The following is an 18,635-nucleotide window of genomic DNA, read 5'->3' on the forward strand; positions in this document are numbered from 1 at the left end:
GACGTCAGGAGCAAGTCGGATGACGGAAAATCGGGGCGGACTCAGCGGCACGACGCGGTCCGCCGGTGCGGACGGCAACGCTGGTCTCGCACGGGCATATCTGCTGACCTACCGCGGCCCCAGCGATGGTTCGCCGGCCGACGGTGGGGTCACCGCCCCGATCGACGTCGCGATGGCGACCCGCGTGTCCCCGGAGTTGCTGGCGGCGCACTATCGCCTCGGTCATCGCCGGTCGACGGGGGAGACGCTCGTCGCGATCTACTCCGCCGACGATCCCGGTCGCTTCGGCCCGGCGCTGCAGATCGTGACCGATCACAGCGCGCTGCTGATGGATTCGGTGATGGTGCTGCTGCACCGCATCGGTGTCGCCTACACCGCGATCATGAGTCCCGAGTTCCGGGTGCGGCGTGATGCGGCGGGCGAGGTCGTCGCGATGGGTCCGGCGGGTGACCCCAGTGCCCCGGCCGACGGCGTCGACGAGACCTGGATCCATGTGCAGCTGGCGACCATGGGTGACGGCAAGGCCGTCGCCGAGGCCGCCGCCGTGCTGCCGCACGCCCTGACCGACACCCGTGCGGTGCAACTCGATACGCCCGCGATGAACGCCGCGCTCGTCGGCCTGGCCAACGCGCTCGACGCCGACCACAACGGCCGGTTCCCCGGCTACGACCGGCGTGACGTCGCGGCCCTGCTGCGCTGGCTGGCCGACGGGCACTTCGTCCTGCTGGGCTACCAGCAGTGCACCGTGGAGGACGGGCAGGCGCAGGTGGACCCGGCGACCCGGCTGGGCGTGGCCAAGCTGCGCACCGACGTGCTGCCGCCGCTCGCGGGCGACGACGAACTGCTGGCGGTGGCCCAGGCCACCATGCCGAGCTACCTGCGCTACGGCGCCTACCCGTACATCGTGGTGGTCCGCGAGAGCGCGGGGCCGAACGGTCCGGCGCGTGAGCACCGCTTCATCGGTCAGTTCACCGTGACCGCGGGTAACGCCAATGTGCTTGAGATTCCTTTGATCTCACGTCGCGTCAACGAGGCATTGGCCTTGTCCCAGGGGGATCCGAGCCGGCCCGGGCAGCTGATGCTCGACATCATCCAGACGATTCCGCGGTCGGAGCTGTTCTCCCTGACCGCGCGCGACCTCGTCGCGATGGGCAAGTCCGTCATCGACCTGGGGTCGCGGCGGCGCGCGCTGCTGTTCCTGCGCGCCGACAAGCTGGCCCATTTCGTGTCGTGCCTGGTGTACCTGCCGCGCGACCGCTACACCACCGACGTCCGGCTGGCCATGCAGGACATCCTGGTGCGCGAACTCGGCGGCGAGAGCATCGAGTACACCGCCCGGGTCAGTGAATCGCCTTGGGCCGTCGTGCATTTCACCGTCCGGCTGGGCGAGTCCGCCAGCCCCGCGACCATCGACACGTCGGCCGCCAACGAAACCCGTATCCAGGGTCTGCTGACCGAGGCCGCCCGTACCTGGGGGGACCGCCTGATCGGTGCGGTCACGCCCGGCACCATCACCCGCGCCGAGGCCGAGCACTACGCGGTGGCGTTCCCCGAGGTCTACAAGCAGGCGTTCACGCCGGCCGGTGCCATCGAGGGCATCAGCATCATCGATCAGCTGCAGGACGACAGCGTCAAACTGGTGCTGGACTATCCCGAAGCCGGGCCCGACGACGACGGCACCGCCCAACTCACGTGGTATCTGGCCGGCCGGTCGGCCTCGCTGAGCGAGCTGCTGCCGATGCTGCAGTCGATGGGCGTGGTGGTGCTGGAGGAGCAGCCGTTCAACGTCGTGCGCGCCGACGGCATGCCGGTGTGGATCTACCAGTTCAAGATTTCCCGGCACCACTCCACCGTGGACGCCCCGGAAGCCGAACGCGAAGTCATCGCCACCCGCTTCGCCGACGCGGTCACCGCCATCTGGCAGGGCAAGGTGGAGATCGACCGGTTCAACGAGCTGGTGTTGGGCGCGGGACTGACCTGGCAGCAGGTGACGATCCTGCGGGCCTACGCGAAGTACCTGCGGCAGGCCGGTTTTCCGTACAGTCAGTCCCACATCGAGACGGTGCTGCGTGACAACCCGGGCACCGCGAAGTCTCTCGTCGAACTCTTCGAGGCGGTGTTCGACCCGACCGGGGCCGACGCGGCGGATCGCGCCCAAACGGCCGCGGCCGCCGTTGCCGCGGACATCGACGCCCTCGTGAGCCTCGACACCGACCGCGTGCTGCGGGCGTTCGCGGCGCTCGTGCAGGCCACCCTCCGCACCAACTACTACGTGACGGCGCCGGGCTCGGCGCGGCAGCGAAACGCGTTGTCGTTCAAGCTCAACCCGCAGCTCATCGACGAATTGCCGCTGCCCAGGCCCAAATACGAGATCTTCGTCTACTCACCGCGGGTCGAAGGCGTGCACCTGCGGTTCGGCAATGTGGCCCGCGGCGGCCTGCGCTGGTCGGACCGGCGGGAGGACTTCCGCACCGAAATCCTGGGCCTGGTCAAGGCACAGGCGGTGAAGAACGCCGTCATCGTGCCCGTCGGCGCCAAGGGCGGCTTCGTGCTGAAGTCACCGCCCGCTCCCACCGGTGACGCGGCTGCCGATCGCGATGCCCTGCGCAACGAGGGCGTCGCCTGCTACCGGCTGTTCATCGCCGGCCTGCTCGACGTCACCGACAACGTCGAGACGGCCACCGGCGCTGTCGTGCCGCCGCCGCAGGTGGTGCGCCGCGACGGCGACGACGCCTACTTGGTGGTCGCCGCCGACAAGGGCACCGCGACGTTCTCCGACATCGCCAACGATGTCGCCAAGTCATACGGCTTCTGGCTCGGCGACGCGTTCGCCTCCGGTGGTTCGGTGGGTTACGACCACAAGGCGATGGGCATCACCGCCAAGGGCGCGTGGGAGTCGGTCAAACGGCACTTCCGCGAGATCGGGCACGACACCCAGACCCAGGACTTCACCGTCGTCGGCGTCGGCGACATGAGCGGCGACGTGTTCGGCAATGGCATGTTGCTGTCCAAGCACATTCGCCTCGTGGCGGCCTTCGACCACCGGCACATCTTCCTGGACCCGAACCCCGATGCGGCCCGCTCGTGGACCGAACGCGACCGGATGTTCAAACTGCCCCGGTCGAGTTGGGACGACTACGACAAATCGCTCATCAGCGAGGGCGGTGGCGTCTACAGCCGCGACCAGAAGTCCATCCCGATCAGCCCGCAGGTGCGCGCGGCACTGGGCCTGGCCGCCGACGTCACCGAACTGACCCCGCCAGCGCTGATGAAGTCGATCCTGCTGGCGCCGGTCGACCTGTTCTGGAACGGCGGCATCGGCACCTACATCAAGGCCGAGACCGAGTCCGACGCCGACGTCGGTGACCGCGCCAACGACGCCATCCGGGTCAACGGAAACCAGGTGCGCGCCAAGGTCGTCGGCGAGGGCGGCAACCTCGGTGTGACGCAGCGCGGCCGCATCGAGTTCGATCTGGCCGGCGGCCACATCAACACCGACGCCATGGACAACTCGGCGGGTGTGGACTGCTCCGACCACGAGGTCAACATCAAGATTCTGGTCGATGCCCTGGTGACCTCGGGCAAGGTCGCGGCCGCCGAGCGCACCGACCTGCTGATGTCGATGACCGACGAGGTGGGCCGGCTCGTGCTGGCCGACAACATCTCTCAGAACGACCTGATGGGCACCAGCCGCGCCAACGCCGCCAGCCTGCTGCCGGTGCACGCCGCCCAGATTCGCAATCTGGCCGCCGAACGCGGCCTGAATCGGGAGCTGGAGGCGTTGCCGTCGGACAAGGAGATCCGTCGGCGGATGGAGACCGGGTTGGGGCTGACGTCCCCCGAGCTGGCCACCTTGATGGCGCACGTGAAGCTCGCGCTGAAGGAAGACGTGCTGGCCAGTGACCTGCCCGACCAGGAGGTGTTCGCCGGTCGGCTGCCGGACTACTTCCCCGAGGAGTTGCGGGACCGGTTCACCGCGGACATCCGGTCGCACCAGCTGCGCCGGGAGATCATCACCACGATGCTGGTGAACGACCTCGTCGACACCGCCGGCATCACCTACGCCTACCGCGTCGCCGAGGATGTCGGCGTCGGGCCGGTCGACGCGGTCCGCAGTTACGTCGCGGTGGACAAGATCTTCCGGGTCAACGAGGTGTGGCGGAACATCCGGGCGGCAGGCATGGCCGGTGTCCCGGTGGACGTCACCGACCGCATGACGCTGGATCTGCGGCGCCTGATCGACCGGGCCGGGCGCTGGCTGCTGAACTACCGGCCCCAGCCGCTGGCGGTCGGCGCCGAGGCCAACCGGTTCGCGGCGAAGGTCGCCGAGCTCACCCCGCAGATGGCGCAGTGGCTGCGTGGCGACGACAAGGCCATCGCCGAGACCGATGCCGCACAGTTCGAGGCCGCCGGCGTCTCGCAGGAGCTGGCCTACATGGTGGCCACCGGTCTGTACCAGTACAGCCTGCTCGACGTCATCGACATCGCCGACATCGCCGAGCGGGAGCCCGCCGAGGTGGCCGACACCTACTTCGCGCTGACCGACAATCTGGGCATCGACAACCTGCTCACCGCGGTCTCCGAACTCAGTCGCAATGACCGCTGGCATTCGTTGGCGCGCTTGGCGATTCGGGACGACATCTACGGGTCCATCAGGTCGCTGTGCATCGACGTGATGGCGGTCGGTGAGGTCGACGAGACCGGCGAGCAGAAGATCCACGAGTGGGCGTCGACCAACAGTTCCCGGGTGATGCGGGCCCGGCGGACGCTGACCGAGATTCTGGGCGACGAGGTGCGTGACCTGGCGACCCTGTCGGTGGCCGCGCGGCAACTGCGGAGCATGACCACGAGAACGACGGGAACGGGCAATCAGGGATGATGGGCGGGTGACTGAACGCTTCACGACGCCGGTACCGGTGCGCTGGTCGGACATCGACATGTATCAGCATGTCAACCACGCCACCATGGTGACCATCCTCGAGGAGGCGCGGGTTCCGTTCCTCACCGAGCCCTTCGCCGAGGACGTCGCCACCACCGGCCTGCTGATCGCCGAGGTCAACGTGAAGTACAAGGACCAACTGCGCCTTGTCGATTCACCGCTGCAGGTGACCATCTGGACCAACCGGCTGCGCGCCTGCGACTTCACGCTGGGCTATGAGGTGCGGTCGGCGCAGGCCGATCCGGATTCCAAGCCGGCCGTGATCGGGGAGACCCAACTGGCCACCTTCAACATCGAGCGACAGATGCTGGTGCGCATCGCCCCGCATCAGCGGGAGTACCTGCAGCGTTTCGCGCGATGAGCAGGGTGCACCGATGAGCGAGCGGGGCATCTGGCTTGCCGACGCCGCCCAGGCGCAGAACCTGGCCACCTTCGTCGAGCGCGTGCTGCGTCTTGACGAGGCAGCCGTGGTGCGGTTGCGGGCGCGCGGCGAGGGCGTCGTCGTTGCTTGGGCGGCAACGGGTTTCGAGGTGCTGGCCGCGCGTGTGGTGAACGGGCGGGTGTCGCCGTCCGACCTCAGCGCCGGGGCCGACGCGTTGAGTCGCGAGCTGCCCGGCTCGGGCCGGATCGATCCGGGATTCGCGATGGACTCGGCGTGGCGTGGCGCGTTGCCGCCCGACGACGGCTTCAGCCACCTCGACGATGTGCCGGCGGCCGCGGTGCTTGAGCTGTTCCAGCGCGGTGTCGAATTGGCCAAGGAACACAGCGGGCCGCAAGGTCCGCCGCCGTCACTGCTGGACCAGGACGTCCTCACCGTCAGCGCCGGTGACATCGAGGTGGGCATCCCCATGCGGTGTGTATTCGCCTTGACCGCCATGGGTTTCGTACCCGATCCGCTGCCCGAGAACGAGGTGGTCCGGGTCCGGGTGCATCCGACGTGGCTGCGCATCGACGCGCGGTTCGGATCGGTGTACCGCCGCCGTGGTGGCCCGATCCTGCTGTCGCCCTAGGGCTGGGCTGGATCGGGCAAGCGCGAATCAGTGCTTGCGGACGACGTGCTCGGCTTTACCGGGCTTCCACACCGTGATGTCGAGGTGTCCGTCTGCCACTTCGACCGCGGACGCCCCGACCAGGTTGGCGCGATAGCAGTGCTCGAACTCCTGGCCGCGGATGTCGAAGCCGGTCTGTTCGTACAGTGCCTCGGCGAACCGCCGGTGCAGGGCCTTGTCCTGCACGTCCTCCACGACACCCCACAACTTCGCATCGCCATCGCTGACGTGGGTGTCGACCGTCGCGGTGTGCAGGCAGAAGCGCGGATCACGCGCGAGGTCGTCGAACTTCGTGGTGTGCGGCATGCCCGAGATCCACAGTTCGTCTTCGAAGAACCGTGGCTCCATGGGGCTGATGCGCGGAAATCCGTCCGAGCGCAGCGTGCCCAGCATGCACAGGTTTCCGGTGGCGGTATGTCGGCGGACGAAGGTGGTCGCGATTCGCGGCGCGGCGTCCGCGAACTCTTTCCAACTGGTCATGTTCGCGACGGTAGTCCGCGGCGCGCGGCCTGAAAACCCTCCAGAGGACTCGGTCCAGATCCGTCAGCTCGCAACGAGAGCGTCGTGCCAGCGTTGGGTATCGGTGATCTGGACCAGTCCGACGACCTTGCCGTCCCGGATGGTGATGTCGTGGACGAACGCCGCTGAATACTGCTTCCCGGTGGCGCGGCTGCTGCCTCGGTAATAACCGAACGCGATGATGCGTTCGTCGTCGACGACGACGAATTCGTCTGGCTGGGGCGTAATTTCGAAGTGGGTGGCCGCCTCGCCCCAGACCTTCGACAACATCGTCTCGGGGCTGTCGACGTCGCCGCCCAATCCGAACGGCATGCCCGCGCTGACCCGGCCGGTGAAGTCGGGGTGTAGCAACGCCGCGAGGCCGGCGGGGTCATGCGCGGCGAATGCCGCGTACAGGTTCGTCGCTATGTCGCTGGGTGTGCTCATGGTGATCTCCCTCGGGACGAAACCAGCGCGTCGGACTGGTTTTAGAGTGATTGCTCTAAAACCGTATTAGAGCATATCCTCTAATACATGGGAAGACCGCCGCGGCATTCTGCGGACGACTTCGTGGATGCCGCGATCCGGCTATTTGCCGAAGGCGGCGCGCGGGCGCTCACGATGAATGCGGTGGCCCGCGAAATCTCTGCCCCGAGTGGGTCGATCTACCACCGGTTTCCCGACCGGGCAGCACTGTTGGCTGCCGTCTGGTTTCGTACCACCGGCGACTTCCAGCGTGGCTATCTCGATGTCCTCGGGAATCCCGTCACGCCCGCCGGCGCCGTCGACGCCGCGGTCTGGATCGTCGACTGGTGTCGCACACACCTAGCGGAAGCTGTTGTGCTGCAGGCCGGGGTGCGTGCGTTCGATCCGGACGAGTGGGCGGAGGCAGCCCGAACGGATTTGGCGGTGCGGGACGAGAACAGCAAGCGCGACATCGACAAGGCAATTCGACTACTGGCCAAAACATCTGGCCGTCCTGTCGATCAGATCGCGTTCGCATTGCTCGATCTGCCGCTGGCCGCCGTCCGGCGCCATCTGCTCGCCGGCGAAGTACCGCCCAAGCGGACCGGCAAGCTGGTGCGGGACATGGTCGGGCTGCTGCTCGGCGTTGCCGGCGACTAGCCGGCCAGACTCGTCAGCGCGACGTCAAGGTTAGGCCGGCCGGTCCGCCGTCAGTCAGGGATGGTCGCGTATGCCCGGACCGGGAAGGTGCCGAACCCTTCGATCCGCGGTGGGACGGCGGTGAAACGGGCGCCGCGGGCGGGTACCGACGCCAGGTTGGTCAGGTGCTCGACGACGTGAATCCCGTTGCCCAGCAGTGCGGTATGGATGGGCCGTCGGCCTTCGGCTCCTGGGCCGGCGTCGTCGATGTTGACGGAGTCGATACCGACGAGCGCGACCCCGCGGCTCACCAGGAGCTCGGTCGCGCCCTCGGAGAGATACGGCGCGTCGACGGCGTAGGCCGGGGTGCCGAAATATCGATCCCACCCGGTGTCGATCAGGACCGCGCAGCCGGCGTCGATGTCATCGGGAAGCTCGGACACATCGACGGATCGCGCCGCGCCGTCCCGTCGGTGTACGACGACCGTGGGTAGGTCCACCAAGGTGTTCAGGTCGAGGCCGGCCAGGTCTGCCCCGTCCGCGTAGCGGTGGAACGGCGAATCGATGTAGGTGCCCGTGTTGCCGACCATGGTGATCGCGCCGATCGCGAACTCGGTGCCTGCGGCGTAGACCTCGCGAGACGCTTCACGAGTCAGGTGCGAATCGATCGATGGCGCCGGTAGCCCGGGATAGGTCACCATCCCCGCGCGAATCGTATGAGACAAATCGACGAGCATGGCGACCCTTTCCCGCGGTTGATGACCAACTCTAGCGAGACGGGACGGGCTCCGTCGTGATGGCCGCCGGCGTCACCCGCTCGAGCAGCGGCCCCGCGAGCTTCTCGATCAGGTCGAACGAGAAAGGCTGTGTCATACGGCGATTGATGCCGGGGGCGAGGCGGTGCATGACGTAGCCGAGCCAGGCCTCGGCTCGCACGGGCACCACCGCGAGGTCATAGCTGACCGCCCGCACGACGGCCCGCGCCACGAGGTCGGGGCTCATCGGCGCGAACGGCAGCATCTCGGCGAACTCCTGCAGCTGCCTGGTGAGGCGCTGCGCCTGCGCGACGAGCGCGGGGTCCACCCCGACGGTCACCGCGCGGTCACCGATGTTCGTGTTGATCACCCCGGGGCAGATGGCGCTGACCCCGATGCCGTACGGCCTGAGCTCCAGGCGCAGGCACTCACTGAGCATCTTGACCCCCGCCTTGGACACCGAGTACGGCGCCATGACCGGTGTCGGCGTGAACGCCGCTGCCGAAGCGATGTTGACGATGTGACCACCCCGGCCGCGCTCGGCCATCTGCGCACCGAACACCCGGCAGCCGTGCACCACGCCCATCAGGTTGACGCTGAGCTGCTTGTCCCAGTCCGCCGCGGACAGTTCGAGGAACGGCCCGCCGACGACGATGCCGGCGTTGTTGACGACGACGTCGGGCACCCCGTGCTCGGTCCGCACGTCATATGCAAAAGCCTCCCAGTCCTCCGGATCGGTGACGTCCAGCCGGGCTGCCGACGCGCGGCGGCCGGCGCCTTTGATCATGGCGGCGGTCGCTTGTGCCGAGTCGAGGTCGATGTCGGAGACGACCACGTGCGCACCGCCTTTGGCGAAGCGGATCGCGGTGGCGCGCCCGATGCCGCTGCCGGCACCGGTGACGACCACGAGCTGTGGGTCCAGGCTGTTGATCTTCATCCGGCGTCCTTCGCGGTGGCTGCTACTTGGTGGGCATCGGCGGTGCCGGTCCCGTACCGATACACGTCGAGGTCGTAATGGCGGTTCTGCCAGTACATCTCGCCGTGCGTCGTCGGCCGGAACGGGGAATCACCGTGGTAGTCGATGTAATACGTGTTGGACCCTGCGCAGGTGGGCGTGAACAGGACATTGCGCGCCTGCCGGCGGAGGCAGTACCGGAAATAGGCGTCATGGACTTCGCGCCGGATCTCGACCTCCCGGGCGCCGCGACGCTTGGCTTCGGCGATCGCGCGACTCAGGTGTACCGCGGTGGCCTCGATCATCCACAGGTACGACCCGAGCACGAAGCCGTAGGGCCCGGTGATCATGAACATGTTCGGGAAGCCGGGTACGGACACGCCCTGATAGGCCTGAAAACGATTGACCGCCCAGAACTCCGCGGCGTCGAGCCCGTCGCGGCCGACGACGGGGAAGGGCGGCACCGAATCCCGTTCCCACAGTTTGAATCCGGTCGCGCAGATGAGGACATCGACCTGGTGCTCGACACCGTCGGTGGTCACCACGCCGGTCTCGGTGATGCGCTCGATGGCGTCGGTCACCAGGCTGACGTCACTGCGATTGAACGTCTTGAGGTAGTCGTTGGACATCGACGGGCGCTTGCAGCCCAGGCCGTAGCGGGGGATCAGTTTCTCCCGGGTCGCCGGATCGCTGACCTGGCTGCGCATCCACACCCGCACGGGTGCTTCGGCGAGCTTGCGCGTGGCCTCGACCAGCCAACCCGGCCCGGTGAGCATTCCGCCCATCCCGATCTCGGTCGCGACGGTACCGGCGGCGCGCAGCGCGGACCGCACCTGGCCGATCTCCAGCACTGCGCGGGAGATGCCGTGAATCGTGCTGTCGGGCTTGGGAAACACCCAGATCGGCGTGCGCTGGAAGACCGTGAGGTGCGCCACCTCGTCCACGATCGCCGGCACCAGTTGCAGCGACGTCGCGCCGGTGCCGATGACCGCGACCCGCTTACCGGTCAACTCGACGTCGTGATCCCACAGCGCGGTGTGCATGAGCACCCCGCCGAAATCCTGCAGACCGGGAATGTCCGGCAGTTTGGGCCGCTCGAGCCCGCCGACCGCCATCACCACGTGGCGGCCCGTGATTTCTGCGCCGCCGTCGAACGTCAACCGCCACATGCTGTTCTGCTCGTCGAACGCCGCTGCGGTCACGGTTGTGTTCAGCCGCAGCTTGTCGCGCAGGCCGTACTTGTCCACCATGTCGTCGGCGTAGTCCCGCAGCTCGTTGCCGGGCGCGAAGACGCGTGACCAGCCGCCGCGCTGCTCATACGAGAAGCTGTAGATGACGGATGGAATGTCCACTGCCACACCCGGATAGGTGTTGGCGTGCCAGGTGCCGCCGACGTGATCCCACTTGTCGACGATGACGAAGTCGTGTATTCCCTTGCGCTGGAGGGCGATCCCGGCGCCGATGCCGCCGAACCCGGCCCCGACGATCACCACCTCATGATCGGGCTCGTGTCGCTCCGTCGTGGCCGACCGTGCGGCCTTCGTGCTGGTGGTCATGTCCGGCCCGGCTACCGGACGTAGCCGACGAGCTCGCCGTCGGCGCCGAACAAGTCGTGCTGCCACCGGGCGAGGAGGTCGTCGGTGGGCACGTCGTCGGGGTGGAAGCCGGGCCGCAGGTACTCGGCGATCTCTCCCAGGAAGCCGCGCAGCAGGGGTCCGCGGAAGACGTCGTGGGTCTGGCGCAGCACCGTGATCGGTCGCGGCCATGCCGTCGGGTCCAACAGGATCGACAACGCCACCGCGGCGGTGACCACGGGGATGGTCAGGAAGTACATGAACCACATGACCGCGATGCGCGTGCGCTCGGAACCGCCCACCGACCGGTAGACGTCGAAGGCGACGGACTTGTGCTCGAGCTCCTCCATGGCGTGCCAGTTCAACAGGCGCCAGACCTCGGGATCGCCTGGGATCGCCTGGATTTCGTCGTTCGACAGCACCCGCGCGCCCAGGACCGCGGTGTAGTGCTCGGCGGCGGCCGTCATCGCCAGATGCACCTTCGCCGGGATCGACTTCTCGATGCGCAGCACCACCTTCTGGCGCACGCTCGTCGGGGCGAACAGCAGGAACCGCACGAGGGGATAGCCCATGTCGGCGAGCTGGGTGTTCAACTTGCGGTGCTCCTGGCCGTGTACGGACTCCTGGCCGATGAACCCTGCGACGCGCTTCTTCAGTACCGGGTCGGTGATCTGGTCGGAGAAGCGGCGAACGGACCGGATGAACGACTCCTCGCCGGGCGGGAAGGAACCGGACAGCACCGCCACCAGGTGGCTGAACACGATGTCGCCCTCGACGAAATGCCGGTGCAGCGGTTCGGGTTCGCCGAACCGGAACCGCATCCGCCGCACCTTGGGAAAAGCGACCGCGTGCGCGGTGATCGGGTCCGCACTCATGATCGATTCCTTCCGTTGTGCCGGCTATCTGAGGTGGTCGACGAGGACGCCGTCAGTGCCGAAGAGGGTGTCGCGCCACTGCTGGGCCAGTTCGGTCGTGTCGACGTCGTCGGGGTGGAAGCCAGGGCGTAGGTAGACCGCGAGGTCGGGCAGCAGACCCTTGAATATCGGGCCGGTGAACAGCTCGTACGTCTCGCGCATCAGGCGGTCGGGGCGGCGCCGCGCGACCGGGTCGGACCCGACCGAGACGGCAAGGGAAACGAGCGTCACCGGGAGCAGCAGCGCGCACGCCGCCACCATGACCGCGATGCGGGTGCGCTCGGTGCCACCGACAGCGCGGTACACGTCGAAGGCCACCGACTTGTGCTCGAGTTCTTCCAGCGCATGCCAATTCAGCAGATGCCACACTTCCGGATCGGCCGGGATCGATTGCAACTCGTCGCTCGACAACACCCGTTCGGCCAGCACCGCGGTGTAGTGCTCCGCGGCGGCCGTCAAGGCCAGATGCACATGAGCGGGCAACCGGTCTTCGAGCCGAATCCGCCTGTCTTTGAAGGATTCTGAATCCCACCACGCGATGGGGTAGCCCATCGCGATGAGCTTCTCGTTGAGGTGCCGATGTTCCTGTCCATGCATCGACTCCTGGCCGATGAAGCCGGCGACCCGTTTCTTGAGCTCGGGATCGGTGATGCGGTCGGCGAATCGGCGGACCGATCGGATGAAGCCTTCCTCGCCGGGCGGAAATGCGCCCGAGAGACCGGCGACGAAATGGCTGAACACCATGTCGCCGGCGACGAAGTACTTGCGGCTCGCTTCCTCGTTGAAGCGGAAGCGGATTCGCCGGGTCCGGGGATACACCGCCCCGGCGTTCCGCGCTGACGTGGGTTGCGCACTGCGTACGGCCATGCCCGCCCGCCTTTCCTCGAACATTCAGTAACTAGTACCGCGAGTTCTAGTAGTTCGAAGTTACGACGGCGTGCGCCATTGCGCAAGGGTTTTGGATAATGACGTTTTCTGAGCGGGCGCGGCGGCCCGGGTGGGCCGGGGACCGGTTCAGTCGGTGGTGCCGAACAACGCCATCTGTTCGTCGGGTGCGATGACGACGCCGCGGGCAGCGGCCGCCGCCGACACCGCACCCCAGATCACGGGCGTCAGTTGCGCGATGAGTTCGTCTTTACCGATCGTCGGCTCGTTGAGCCAGCGCAGCACACCGAGCGCCACGGCGCCGAGGATCGCGTCGGCCGTGTATTCGAGGTGGTCGCCGTCGCCGCCATGGGCGCGCACCATCGCCGCGAGCACCTCGGTCATCGCGCTCGACAGATTGCGGCCGTTCTCGAGCAGCTTGGTCCGGGAATGGTCGTCGCTGAAATGGGAGCCGACGACGAAGCGAAAGAGGTTGGGCCGCTCGGCCACCAGGTCGACGTAGGCGGTCAGTGCGGAACTCACGAGCTCCAATGCCGTCGCGGTGACGTGGAAGCACGGCATGACGCGCTGCACGATCAGTTCCTGCATGCGCTCGCCGACCGCGGCGAACAACGTCTCCTTGTCGGTGAAGAAGCGGTACAGCTTCGGCCGCGGGACGCCGGCGGTTTTCACCACGTCGTCGATCGACAGGTCGGGACCGTACTCGTCGATGGCGCGCAAGGTCGCCTCGATCAGGTCGGCCTTCACCGTCGCGCGATGCGCCCGCCAGCGGTCGGCCCGTGCGTCACCCGTCGGTGCGGACATCCGCACCGCGACACGGGTGGCGTCCACGGGCATGGGCTAATCGTAAGTCAGCCAGAGGGCCGTGTCGGGTGGGATTCGCCCGTCGGGCAATGGTCCACTCGCGAGCACCACCCGGCCGCCGGGCATGTCGACCGTTGTGCTGCCCGCGTTCAGCAGGCACACCAGGCCGTCCTCGCACTGGAATGCCAGCAGGTCGTCCGCGGTCGGCAGCCACCGCACCGACCGTCCCAAAACTGTTCGGCCCCGGCGCAATTCGATGGCACGCCGGAAGAGCGACAGTGTCGAATCCGGGTCCGCGGACTGCGCGGCGACCGTCAACGGCCCCCAGCCGTCGGGCATCGGGAGCCACGTCCGCGCGGTCGACGAGAACCCGTACGGGGCGCTGTCGCCGGACCAGGGCAGCGGCACCCGGCAGCCGTCGCGGCCCCGCTCGGTGTGGCCGGAACGCTCCCACACGGGGTCCTGCAGCACGTCGTCGGGCAGCTCGACGTTGGGCAGCCCGAGTTCTTCGCCGTTGTAGACGAACACCGCGCCCGGCAGTGCCAGCATCACCAGCGCCATCGCCCGGGCTCGCGAAAGCCCCTGTGGGCCATCGCCGTAACGGGTCACCTCGCGTTCGACGTCGTGGTTGGACAGTGTCCACGTGGGCGGTGAGTCGGCCAGTTCGGCGGCGGCCAGCGAATTCTCGATCGCCTCGCGGACGGCCGCTGCGGTGAAATCGGCTCGTACCAAACGGAAATTGAAGCCCAGATGCAGTTCGTCGGGCCGGAGGTACTTGGCGAAATCCTCGTTGTCGAACACCCAGACCTCGCCGACGGTGGCGGCTTCGGGATAGTCGTCGAGCACCGTCCGGATGCCACGGTGAATGGCGTGCACGCCGTCGTTGTTGAACCGCGGATCGTCGACCCGGGTGGTGAGCATGACCCCTTCGGGATCGGCCATGTCCGGCAGGTCTGCCGGTTTCGCCATCCCGTGTGCCACGTCGATCCGGAATCCGGCGACGCCGCGGTCCAGCCAGAACCGCAGCGTCCGTTCCAGATCCGCAGGGACCGCCGGGTTGTCCCAGTTCAGGTCCGGCTGTGCGGCGTCGAACAGGTGCAGGTACCACTGGCCGGGGCTGCCGTCGGGTTCGGTGACCCGGGTCCAAGCGGGCCCGCCGAACACCGACCTCCAATTGTTCGGTGGCAGACCGCCGTCCGGCCCGCGCCCCTCGCGGAAGAGGTAGCGGTCGCGTTCGGGGCTGCCCGCGCCCGCGGCGAGCGCCGCCCGGAACCACGGGTGCGCCGAGCTGGTGTGGTTGGGGACCAGATCCATGGTGACCTTGATGCCCGCCGCACCGGCGGCGGCGAGCAGCCGGTCGAGTGCCGCCATTCCGCCGAACAGCGGGTCGACGTCACGTGGGTCGGCGACGTCATACCCGTGATCGACCATGGGGGAGACCATCACGGGGTTGAGCCACAGCGCGTCGACGCCGAGTGCGCGCAGATGGTCCAGGTGCGCGGTGACGCCGTCGAGATCGCCGACGCCGTCACCGTCGCTGTCGGCGAACGAGCGCGGGTAGAGCTGATAGAAGACCGCGCGGGACCACCACCGCGGATCCGTCATCAGAACGCCGAGTTGACCATGTGCTGGGCGGCCATGTCGAAATAGTCGAGCAGCGCCTGCCGGTGCGCGTCGTCGATGGTCTCCGGGCCGATCGAGGCGAGCGCGCTGTGCATGCACCGTAGCCAGGCGTCACGCTCGAGGAAGCCGATCCGGAACGGGGCGTGCCGCATCCGCAGCCGGGGGTGGCCGCGTTCCTGGCCGTAGGTGCGGGGACCGCCCCAGTACTGCTCGAGGAACATCCGCAGCCGGTGCTCGGCGCCGTCGAGGTCGTCCTCGGGATACAGCGGGCGCAGGATTTCGTCGTCGCGGACCAGTTGGTAGAACCGCGACACCAGGAGATGGAAGGTCTCCGCTCCACCGACCTCGTCGTAGAACGACCGCTGCGCCTCTGTCACGGTCGCCATTGTCCACGAGGACGCGATGACGCGTTCCATGCGGGACTCGTCACGCGAAGTTCATCGAATGGTCCAGCTAAGACGCCAGAATTCTCGTGCGTTGGCTGTCGATCCGTGATGAACTGTGAGCACGGAGGACGTATGTCGCAACGGAGGAAGGTCCGCGGCCACAGACTTCACGGCGCCGCGGCGGGTTCGCCTGTGTCGAGCCCGGCACTGTCATCACCCCTGCACGCAGTCGAATCAAGTCCCACCGACGGTTCACTCTGGGGCCGCCGCCGCGTCCTGCTGCTGAATTCGACATACGAACCGCTGACCGCGCTGCCCATGCGGCGCGCCGTGATCATGGTGCTGTGCGGCAAAGCCGATGTGGTCCACGCCGATCCGTCCGGTCCCGTCATACACTCGGCGACCCGCGCGGTCGCCGTCCCGTCGGTCATCCGGCTGCGTAGTTATGTGCGGGTCCCATATCGGGCCCGCATTCCCATGACCCGGGCCGCTCTGATGCACCGGGACCGGTTCCGCTGCGCGTACTGCGGCGGCAAGGCCGACACCGTCGACCACGTCGTGCCGCGCAGCCGCGGTGGTGAGCACTCCTGGGAGAACTGCGTCGCGGCGTGTGGCCCGTGCAATCACCGCAAGGCCGACCGGCTACTGAGTGAACTCGGCTGGACCCTGCACGCGGTGCCGTTGCCGCCCAAAGGGCAGCACTGGCGACTGCTCTCGGCGGTCAAGGAGCTCGATCCGGCCTGGGTGCGGTATCTCGGCGAAGGCGCCGCCTGACATCCGCACGCGGATTGCCCCTGTCCTCAGCGTGAGCGGTGGGCGTACTGATACGGTTTGCGCGTGAGCATTGCACTTACTCATTCGCTGCTCGGTGGGGTGCCGCTGGCGCTGCTGCTGGTGCTTGGCGCGCTGTTCTTGCTGCGCAAGAGTCCGCATCCGGACACCTACAAGATGACCGACAAGTGGACCCACGCGCCGATCCTGTGGGCGGCCGAGGAACCGGCGGATCACGGCCACGGTGGCCATGACTCGCACCTGACTGTGGGAGGTGGCGCAAGTGGCAAGTGGTAGCCAGACCGAGGTCGCAAACATCGATCCGGCCAACCTGCCGTACGGCTACGCCGTCACGTACAGCGGCCGCATCTCCGGCGTCACCGAGCCCGGTGAGCTGTCGGTGCACTACCCGTTCCCGGTCAAGGACCTGGTATTCCTCGACGACGCCCTGAAGTACGGCTCGCGCGCCGCTGGCGCCCGTTTCGCCGTCTACATCGGCGACCTGGGTGCGGACACCGCCGCCACCGCGCGTGAGGTGCTGGCCACCGTGCCGACGCCGAACAACGCTGTGCTGCTGGCCGTCTCGCCGAACCAGAAGGCCATCGAGGTCGTCTACGGCGCCGAGGTCCGCGGTCGCGGTATCGAAGAGGCTGCCCCGCTGGGTGTGTCCGCGGCTGCGGCATCGTTCAAGCAGGGCAACCTGATGGACGGCCTGATCAGCGCGGTCCGCGTGCTGAGCGCCGGCGTCTCGCCCGCCTGATTTCATTCACCCTGCCGGGTGCGAACCACTGGTTCGCACCCGGCAGAGTGCTATCCAGGGTCGGCCGACCTGGCGCTGAGGGGTCTTGCACTCACACGAATGTGCCGTGTCGGCAGGGGCGGCGTGGCGCGCAGCGGGTTCAGCGTGCAGCGGGGTAGCGCTTGCGCAGGCGGGCCTCATAGCCCGGCTGCAACGCGGTGCGGCTGATGTCGCCGTCGTAGTGCGCCAGTACGCGGGGATCCATCACCCGGCGCCACAGCGGCGGGCAGATGGCCAGCAGCAGCATCGTGCCGTAACCGCCCGGCAGCTGCGGCGCCTCATCGGCATGGCACAGCGCCTGGTACCGGCGCATCGGGTTGGCGTGGTGGTCGGAGTGCCGCTGCAGGTGGAACAGGAAGACGTTGGCGATCACGGTGTTGCTGTTCCAGCTGTGCCCGGCGCGCACCCGCTCGTACCGGCCATTGGGCAGCTTCTGCCGCCGCAGGCCGTAGTGCTCCAGGTAGTTGACCGTCTCCAGCAGGAAGATGCCGATCACGGCCTGCCCGAAAAGCCACGGCAGCACAATGGGTCCGAACCACACGGCCAGGATGATGAACAGCACGACGCTCAGCAGCCAGGCGTTGAGGACCTCGTTGTGCAGCGACCACTTGGACTTGTGCACGCGGGTGAGTCGCTCGGATTCCAGCTTCCAGGCCGACCGCAGACTGCCGATGACCGAACGGCCGATGAAGGCATACAGGCTCTCGCCGAGGCGCGAGCTGGCCGGGTCCTCCGGCGTCGCCACCCGCACGTGGTGACCGCGGTTGTGTTCGACGAAGAAGTGGCCGTAGCAGGTCTGGGCCAGGGCGATCTTGGAGAGCCGGCGCTCGGACATGCCGCGCTTGTGGCCGAGTTCGTGGGCGGCGTTGATCGCGATGCCGCCGACCGTTCCGACCGCGGCCATGAGGCCCAGCTTGTCGGCCAGCGACATGCTCACCCAGCCGCCGCCGGCCCACAGCCAGCACGCGAAGATCAGCGACAGATACTGCGCCGGCAGGAAGAGGTGCGTGGCGATCCGGTAGAACGGGTCGTCCTCCAGGCTGCGCAGGTCGCCGGGAGCCTTCTCGGCCTCGGGGCCGACGATGTGGTCGAGCAGCGGGACCAGCCCGAACGTCAGCACCGACCCCGTCCACCAGAACGCGTCCATGCCGGTGAGCCAGACCAGCAGCCACGACAGGCCGACCATTCCGGGGGTGATGGGACCCAGCAGCCATACGTAGCGCTTGCCGTCGCGCCATTTCGACTTGGCAGCGGGGGCGGGCTGGGCGGCGGGAGTGTCGGGCGCCTCGGGCGCGTGGGGTTGCGACGCCTCCTGGCTCGCGCGCAATGCCGACAACACCCCGTATTCGTACCCGTATTCGGCCGTTTGCGCAAATACAAGTCGGTTGCCAGAGCCACTTCCTGTCCGTTTTCTCATCGTTATCCGGCTCTTCACAGATGAGGGTGTAGAGGTGGTTGGCGCGTCGTTGCCGGGATAGAGGTCGAGGTCTCTCGAAAATGAGGGTTCCTACACTCCTCATCCGAAAGACCTCGACGTGCCTGACGCTACCGGTCGGGCGGGCTTCGCCTGCGCTGACCT

Annotated in this window: 18 protein-coding genes; 7 read left to right on the plus strand and 11 right to left on the minus strand. The window is 67.6% G+C overall.

What is annotated here, in order from left to right:
* The first annotated feature begins 19 nt into the window (after positions 1-19).
* Genes ACJH7A_RS11350 through ACJH7A_RS11360 form a run of 3 tightly spaced genes read left to right on the plus strand, consistent with a single transcriptional unit; the run spans position 20 to position 5,949 of the window.
* The gene (locus tag ACJH7A_RS11350; protein WP_406801973.1) at positions 20-4,879 is read left to right on the plus strand and encodes an NAD-glutamate dehydrogenase; all 4,860 of its coding nucleotides are present in this window, start codon (positions 20-22) and stop codon (positions 4,877-4,879) included.
* A gap of 7 nt (positions 4,880-4,886) precedes the next feature.
* The gene (locus tag ACJH7A_RS11355; protein ID WP_020102240.1) at positions 4,887-5,300 is read left to right on the plus strand and encodes a thioesterase family protein; all 414 of its coding nucleotides are present in this window, start codon (positions 4,887-4,889) and stop codon (positions 5,298-5,300) included.
* 13 nt (positions 5,301-5,313) lie between these two features.
* The gene (locus ACJH7A_RS11360; RefSeq protein ID WP_212812354.1) at positions 5,314-5,949 is read left to right on the plus strand and encodes a hypothetical protein; all 636 of its coding nucleotides are present in this window, start codon (positions 5,314-5,316) and stop codon (positions 5,947-5,949) included.
* A gap of 27 nt (positions 5,950-5,976) precedes the next feature.
* Here the strand turns inward: ACJH7A_RS11360 and ACJH7A_RS11365 are convergent, their stop codons facing one another.
* Both ACJH7A_RS11365 and ACJH7A_RS11370 read right to left on the minus strand, forming a co-directional pair.
* On the minus strand, positions 5,977-6,468 hold the full coding sequence (locus ACJH7A_RS11365; RefSeq protein ID WP_212812353.1) for a pyridoxamine 5'-phosphate oxidase family protein: 492 nt from the start codon (positions 6,466-6,468) through the stop codon (positions 5,977-5,979).
* 63 nt (positions 6,469-6,531) lie between these two features.
* On the minus strand, positions 6,532-6,933 hold the full coding sequence (locus tag ACJH7A_RS11370; RefSeq protein ID WP_406801974.1) for a nuclear transport factor 2 family protein: 402 nt from the start codon (positions 6,931-6,933) through the stop codon (positions 6,532-6,534).
* An 87-nt stretch (positions 6,934-7,020) separates the two neighbouring features.
* Here ACJH7A_RS11370 and ACJH7A_RS11375 point away from each other — a divergent pair, with 87 nt between their 5' ends.
* Entirely contained in the window at positions 7,021-7,611 is a 591-nt protein-coding gene (locus ACJH7A_RS11375; RefSeq protein WP_406801975.1) for a helix-turn-helix domain-containing protein, read from the plus strand.
* Positions 7,612-7,661: 50 nt separating this feature from the next.
* Here ACJH7A_RS11375 and ACJH7A_RS11380 read toward each other — a convergent pair whose 3' ends face one another.
* The 8 genes from ACJH7A_RS11380 to ACJH7A_RS11415 form a co-directional block, all read right to left on the minus strand.
* Positions 7,662-8,327 carry a cyclase family protein gene (locus ACJH7A_RS11380; RefSeq protein ID WP_406801976.1) on the minus strand — a complete coding sequence of 222 codons (666 nt, stop codon included), beginning with the start codon at positions 8,325-8,327 and terminating at the stop codon, positions 7,662-7,664.
* Between the two features lie 31 nt (positions 8,328-8,358).
* Positions 8,359-9,282: an SDR family NAD(P)-dependent oxidoreductase gene (locus tag ACJH7A_RS11385; RefSeq protein WP_406801977.1), complete on the minus strand. Its 924-nt coding sequence runs from the start codon at positions 9,280-9,282 to the stop codon at positions 8,359-8,361.
* Positions 9,279-10,856, minus strand: coding sequence for a flavin-containing monooxygenase (locus tag ACJH7A_RS11390; RefSeq protein WP_406801978.1), 1,578 nt, complete (start codon positions 10,854-10,856; stop codon positions 9,279-9,281). The genes ACJH7A_RS11385 and ACJH7A_RS11390 overlap by 4 nt, the downstream gene beginning before the upstream one ends.
* 11 nt (positions 10,857-10,867) lie before the next feature.
* Entirely contained in the window at positions 10,868-11,749 is an 882-nt protein-coding gene (locus tag ACJH7A_RS11395) for a metal-dependent hydrolase (RefSeq protein WP_406801979.1), read from the minus strand.
* Positions 11,750-11,773: 24 nt separating this feature from the next.
* Positions 11,774-12,655 (minus strand): metal-dependent hydrolase, encoded by an 882-nt coding sequence (locus ACJH7A_RS11400; RefSeq protein ID WP_406801980.1) that lies wholly within the window; start codon positions 12,653-12,655, stop codon positions 11,774-11,776.
* Between the two features lie 147 nt (positions 12,656-12,802).
* A complete protein-coding gene (locus ACJH7A_RS11405) occupies positions 12,803-13,510 on the minus strand; it encodes a TetR/AcrR family transcriptional regulator (protein WP_346414350.1) in 708 nt (235 codons plus the stop codon).
* A gap of 3 nt (positions 13,511-13,513) precedes the next feature.
* Positions 13,514-15,082 carry an alpha-amylase family glycosyl hydrolase gene (locus ACJH7A_RS11410; protein WP_406801981.1) on the minus strand — a complete coding sequence of 523 codons (1,569 nt, stop codon included), beginning with the start codon at positions 15,080-15,082 and terminating at the stop codon, positions 13,514-13,516.
* Positions 15,082-15,486, minus strand: coding sequence for a globin (locus tag ACJH7A_RS11415; RefSeq protein WP_212814902.1), 405 nt, complete (start codon positions 15,484-15,486; stop codon positions 15,082-15,084). The genes ACJH7A_RS11410 and ACJH7A_RS11415 overlap by 1 nt, the downstream gene beginning before the upstream one ends.
* A gap of 132 nt (positions 15,487-15,618) precedes the next feature.
* On the opposite strand from ACJH7A_RS11415, the gene ACJH7A_RS11420 reads away from it, so the two are divergent.
* The 3 genes from ACJH7A_RS11420 to ACJH7A_RS11430 all read left to right on the plus strand — a co-directional run bounded on the left by ACJH7A_RS11420 (position 15,619) and on the right by ACJH7A_RS11430 (position 17,017).
* A complete protein-coding gene (locus ACJH7A_RS11420; protein WP_212812343.1) occupies positions 15,619-16,260 on the plus strand; it encodes an HNH endonuclease in 642 nt (213 codons plus the stop codon).
* Between the two features lie 63 nt (positions 16,261-16,323).
* Positions 16,324-16,554: a hypothetical protein gene (locus ACJH7A_RS11425; protein WP_029105398.1), complete on the plus strand. Its 231-nt coding sequence runs from the start codon at positions 16,324-16,326 to the stop codon at positions 16,552-16,554.
* The gene (locus tag ACJH7A_RS11430; protein WP_020102225.1) at positions 16,541-17,017 is read left to right on the plus strand and encodes a DUF5130 domain-containing protein; all 477 of its coding nucleotides are present in this window, start codon (positions 16,541-16,543) and stop codon (positions 17,015-17,017) included. The genes ACJH7A_RS11425 and ACJH7A_RS11430 overlap by 14 nt, the downstream gene beginning before the upstream one ends.
* Positions 17,018-17,156: 139 nt before the next feature.
* Here the strand turns inward: ACJH7A_RS11430 and ACJH7A_RS11435 are convergent, their stop codons facing one another.
* Positions 17,157-18,395 carry an alkane 1-monooxygenase gene (locus ACJH7A_RS11435; protein ID WP_406801982.1) on the minus strand — a complete coding sequence of 413 codons (1,239 nt, stop codon included), beginning with the start codon at positions 18,393-18,395 and terminating at the stop codon, positions 17,157-17,159.
* Positions 18,396-18,635: the final 240 nt, after the last annotated feature.

Source organism: Mycobacterium sp. SMC-17, from assembly GCF_045310915.1.
In the GTDB taxonomy this organism is placed as follows: domain Bacteria; phylum Actinomycetota; class Actinomycetes; order Mycobacteriales; family Mycobacteriaceae; genus Mycobacterium.

Excerpts from the sequence above, each read along its gene's own strand:
- ACJH7A_RS11350 (WP_406801973.1), top strand. The coding sequence starts at position 20 with ATGACGGAAAATCGGGGCGGACTCAGCGGCACGACGCGGTCCGCCGGT.
- ACJH7A_RS11360 (WP_212812354.1), top strand. The coding sequence starts at position 5,314 with ATGAGCGAGCGGGGCATCTGGCTTGCCGACGCCGCCCAGGCGCAGAAC.
- ACJH7A_RS11365 (WP_212812353.1), bottom strand. The coding sequence starts at position 6,468 with ATGACCAGTTGGAAAGAGTTCGCGGACGCCGCGCCGCGAATCGCGACC.
- ACJH7A_RS11370 (WP_406801974.1), bottom strand. The coding sequence starts at position 6,933 with ATGAGCACACCCAGCGACATAGCGACGAACCTGTACGCGGCATTCGCC.
- ACJH7A_RS11375 (WP_406801975.1), top strand. The coding sequence starts at position 7,021 with ATGGGAAGACCGCCGCGGCATTCTGCGGACGACTTCGTGGATGCCGCG.
- ACJH7A_RS11380 (WP_406801976.1), bottom strand. The coding sequence starts at position 8,327 with ATGCTCGTCGATTTGTCTCATACGATTCGCGCGGGGATGGTGACCTAT.
- ACJH7A_RS11385 (WP_406801977.1), bottom strand. The coding sequence starts at position 9,282 with ATGAAGATCAACAGCCTGGACCCACAGCTCGTGGTCGTCACCGGTGCC.
- ACJH7A_RS11390 (WP_406801978.1), bottom strand. The coding sequence starts at position 10,856 with ATGACCACCAGCACGAAGGCCGCACGGTCGGCCACGACGGAGCGACAC.
- ACJH7A_RS11395 (WP_406801979.1), bottom strand. The coding sequence starts at position 11,749 with ATGAGTGCGGACCCGATCACCGCGCACGCGGTCGCTTTTCCCAAGGTG.
- ACJH7A_RS11400 (WP_406801980.1), bottom strand. The coding sequence starts at position 12,655 with ATGGCCGTACGCAGTGCGCAACCCACGTCAGCGCGGAACGCCGGGGCG.
- ACJH7A_RS11405 (WP_346414350.1), bottom strand. The coding sequence starts at position 13,510 with ATGCCCGTGGACGCCACCCGTGTCGCGGTGCGGATGTCCGCACCGACG.
- ACJH7A_RS11410 (WP_406801981.1), bottom strand. The coding sequence starts at position 15,082 with ATGACGGATCCGCGGTGGTGGTCCCGCGCGGTCTTCTATCAGCTCTAC.
- ACJH7A_RS11415 (WP_212814902.1), bottom strand. The coding sequence starts at position 15,486 with ATGGCGACCGTGACAGAGGCGCAGCGGTCGTTCTACGACGAGGTCGGT.
- ACJH7A_RS11420 (WP_212812343.1), top strand. The coding sequence starts at position 15,619 with ATGTCGCAACGGAGGAAGGTCCGCGGCCACAGACTTCACGGCGCCGCG.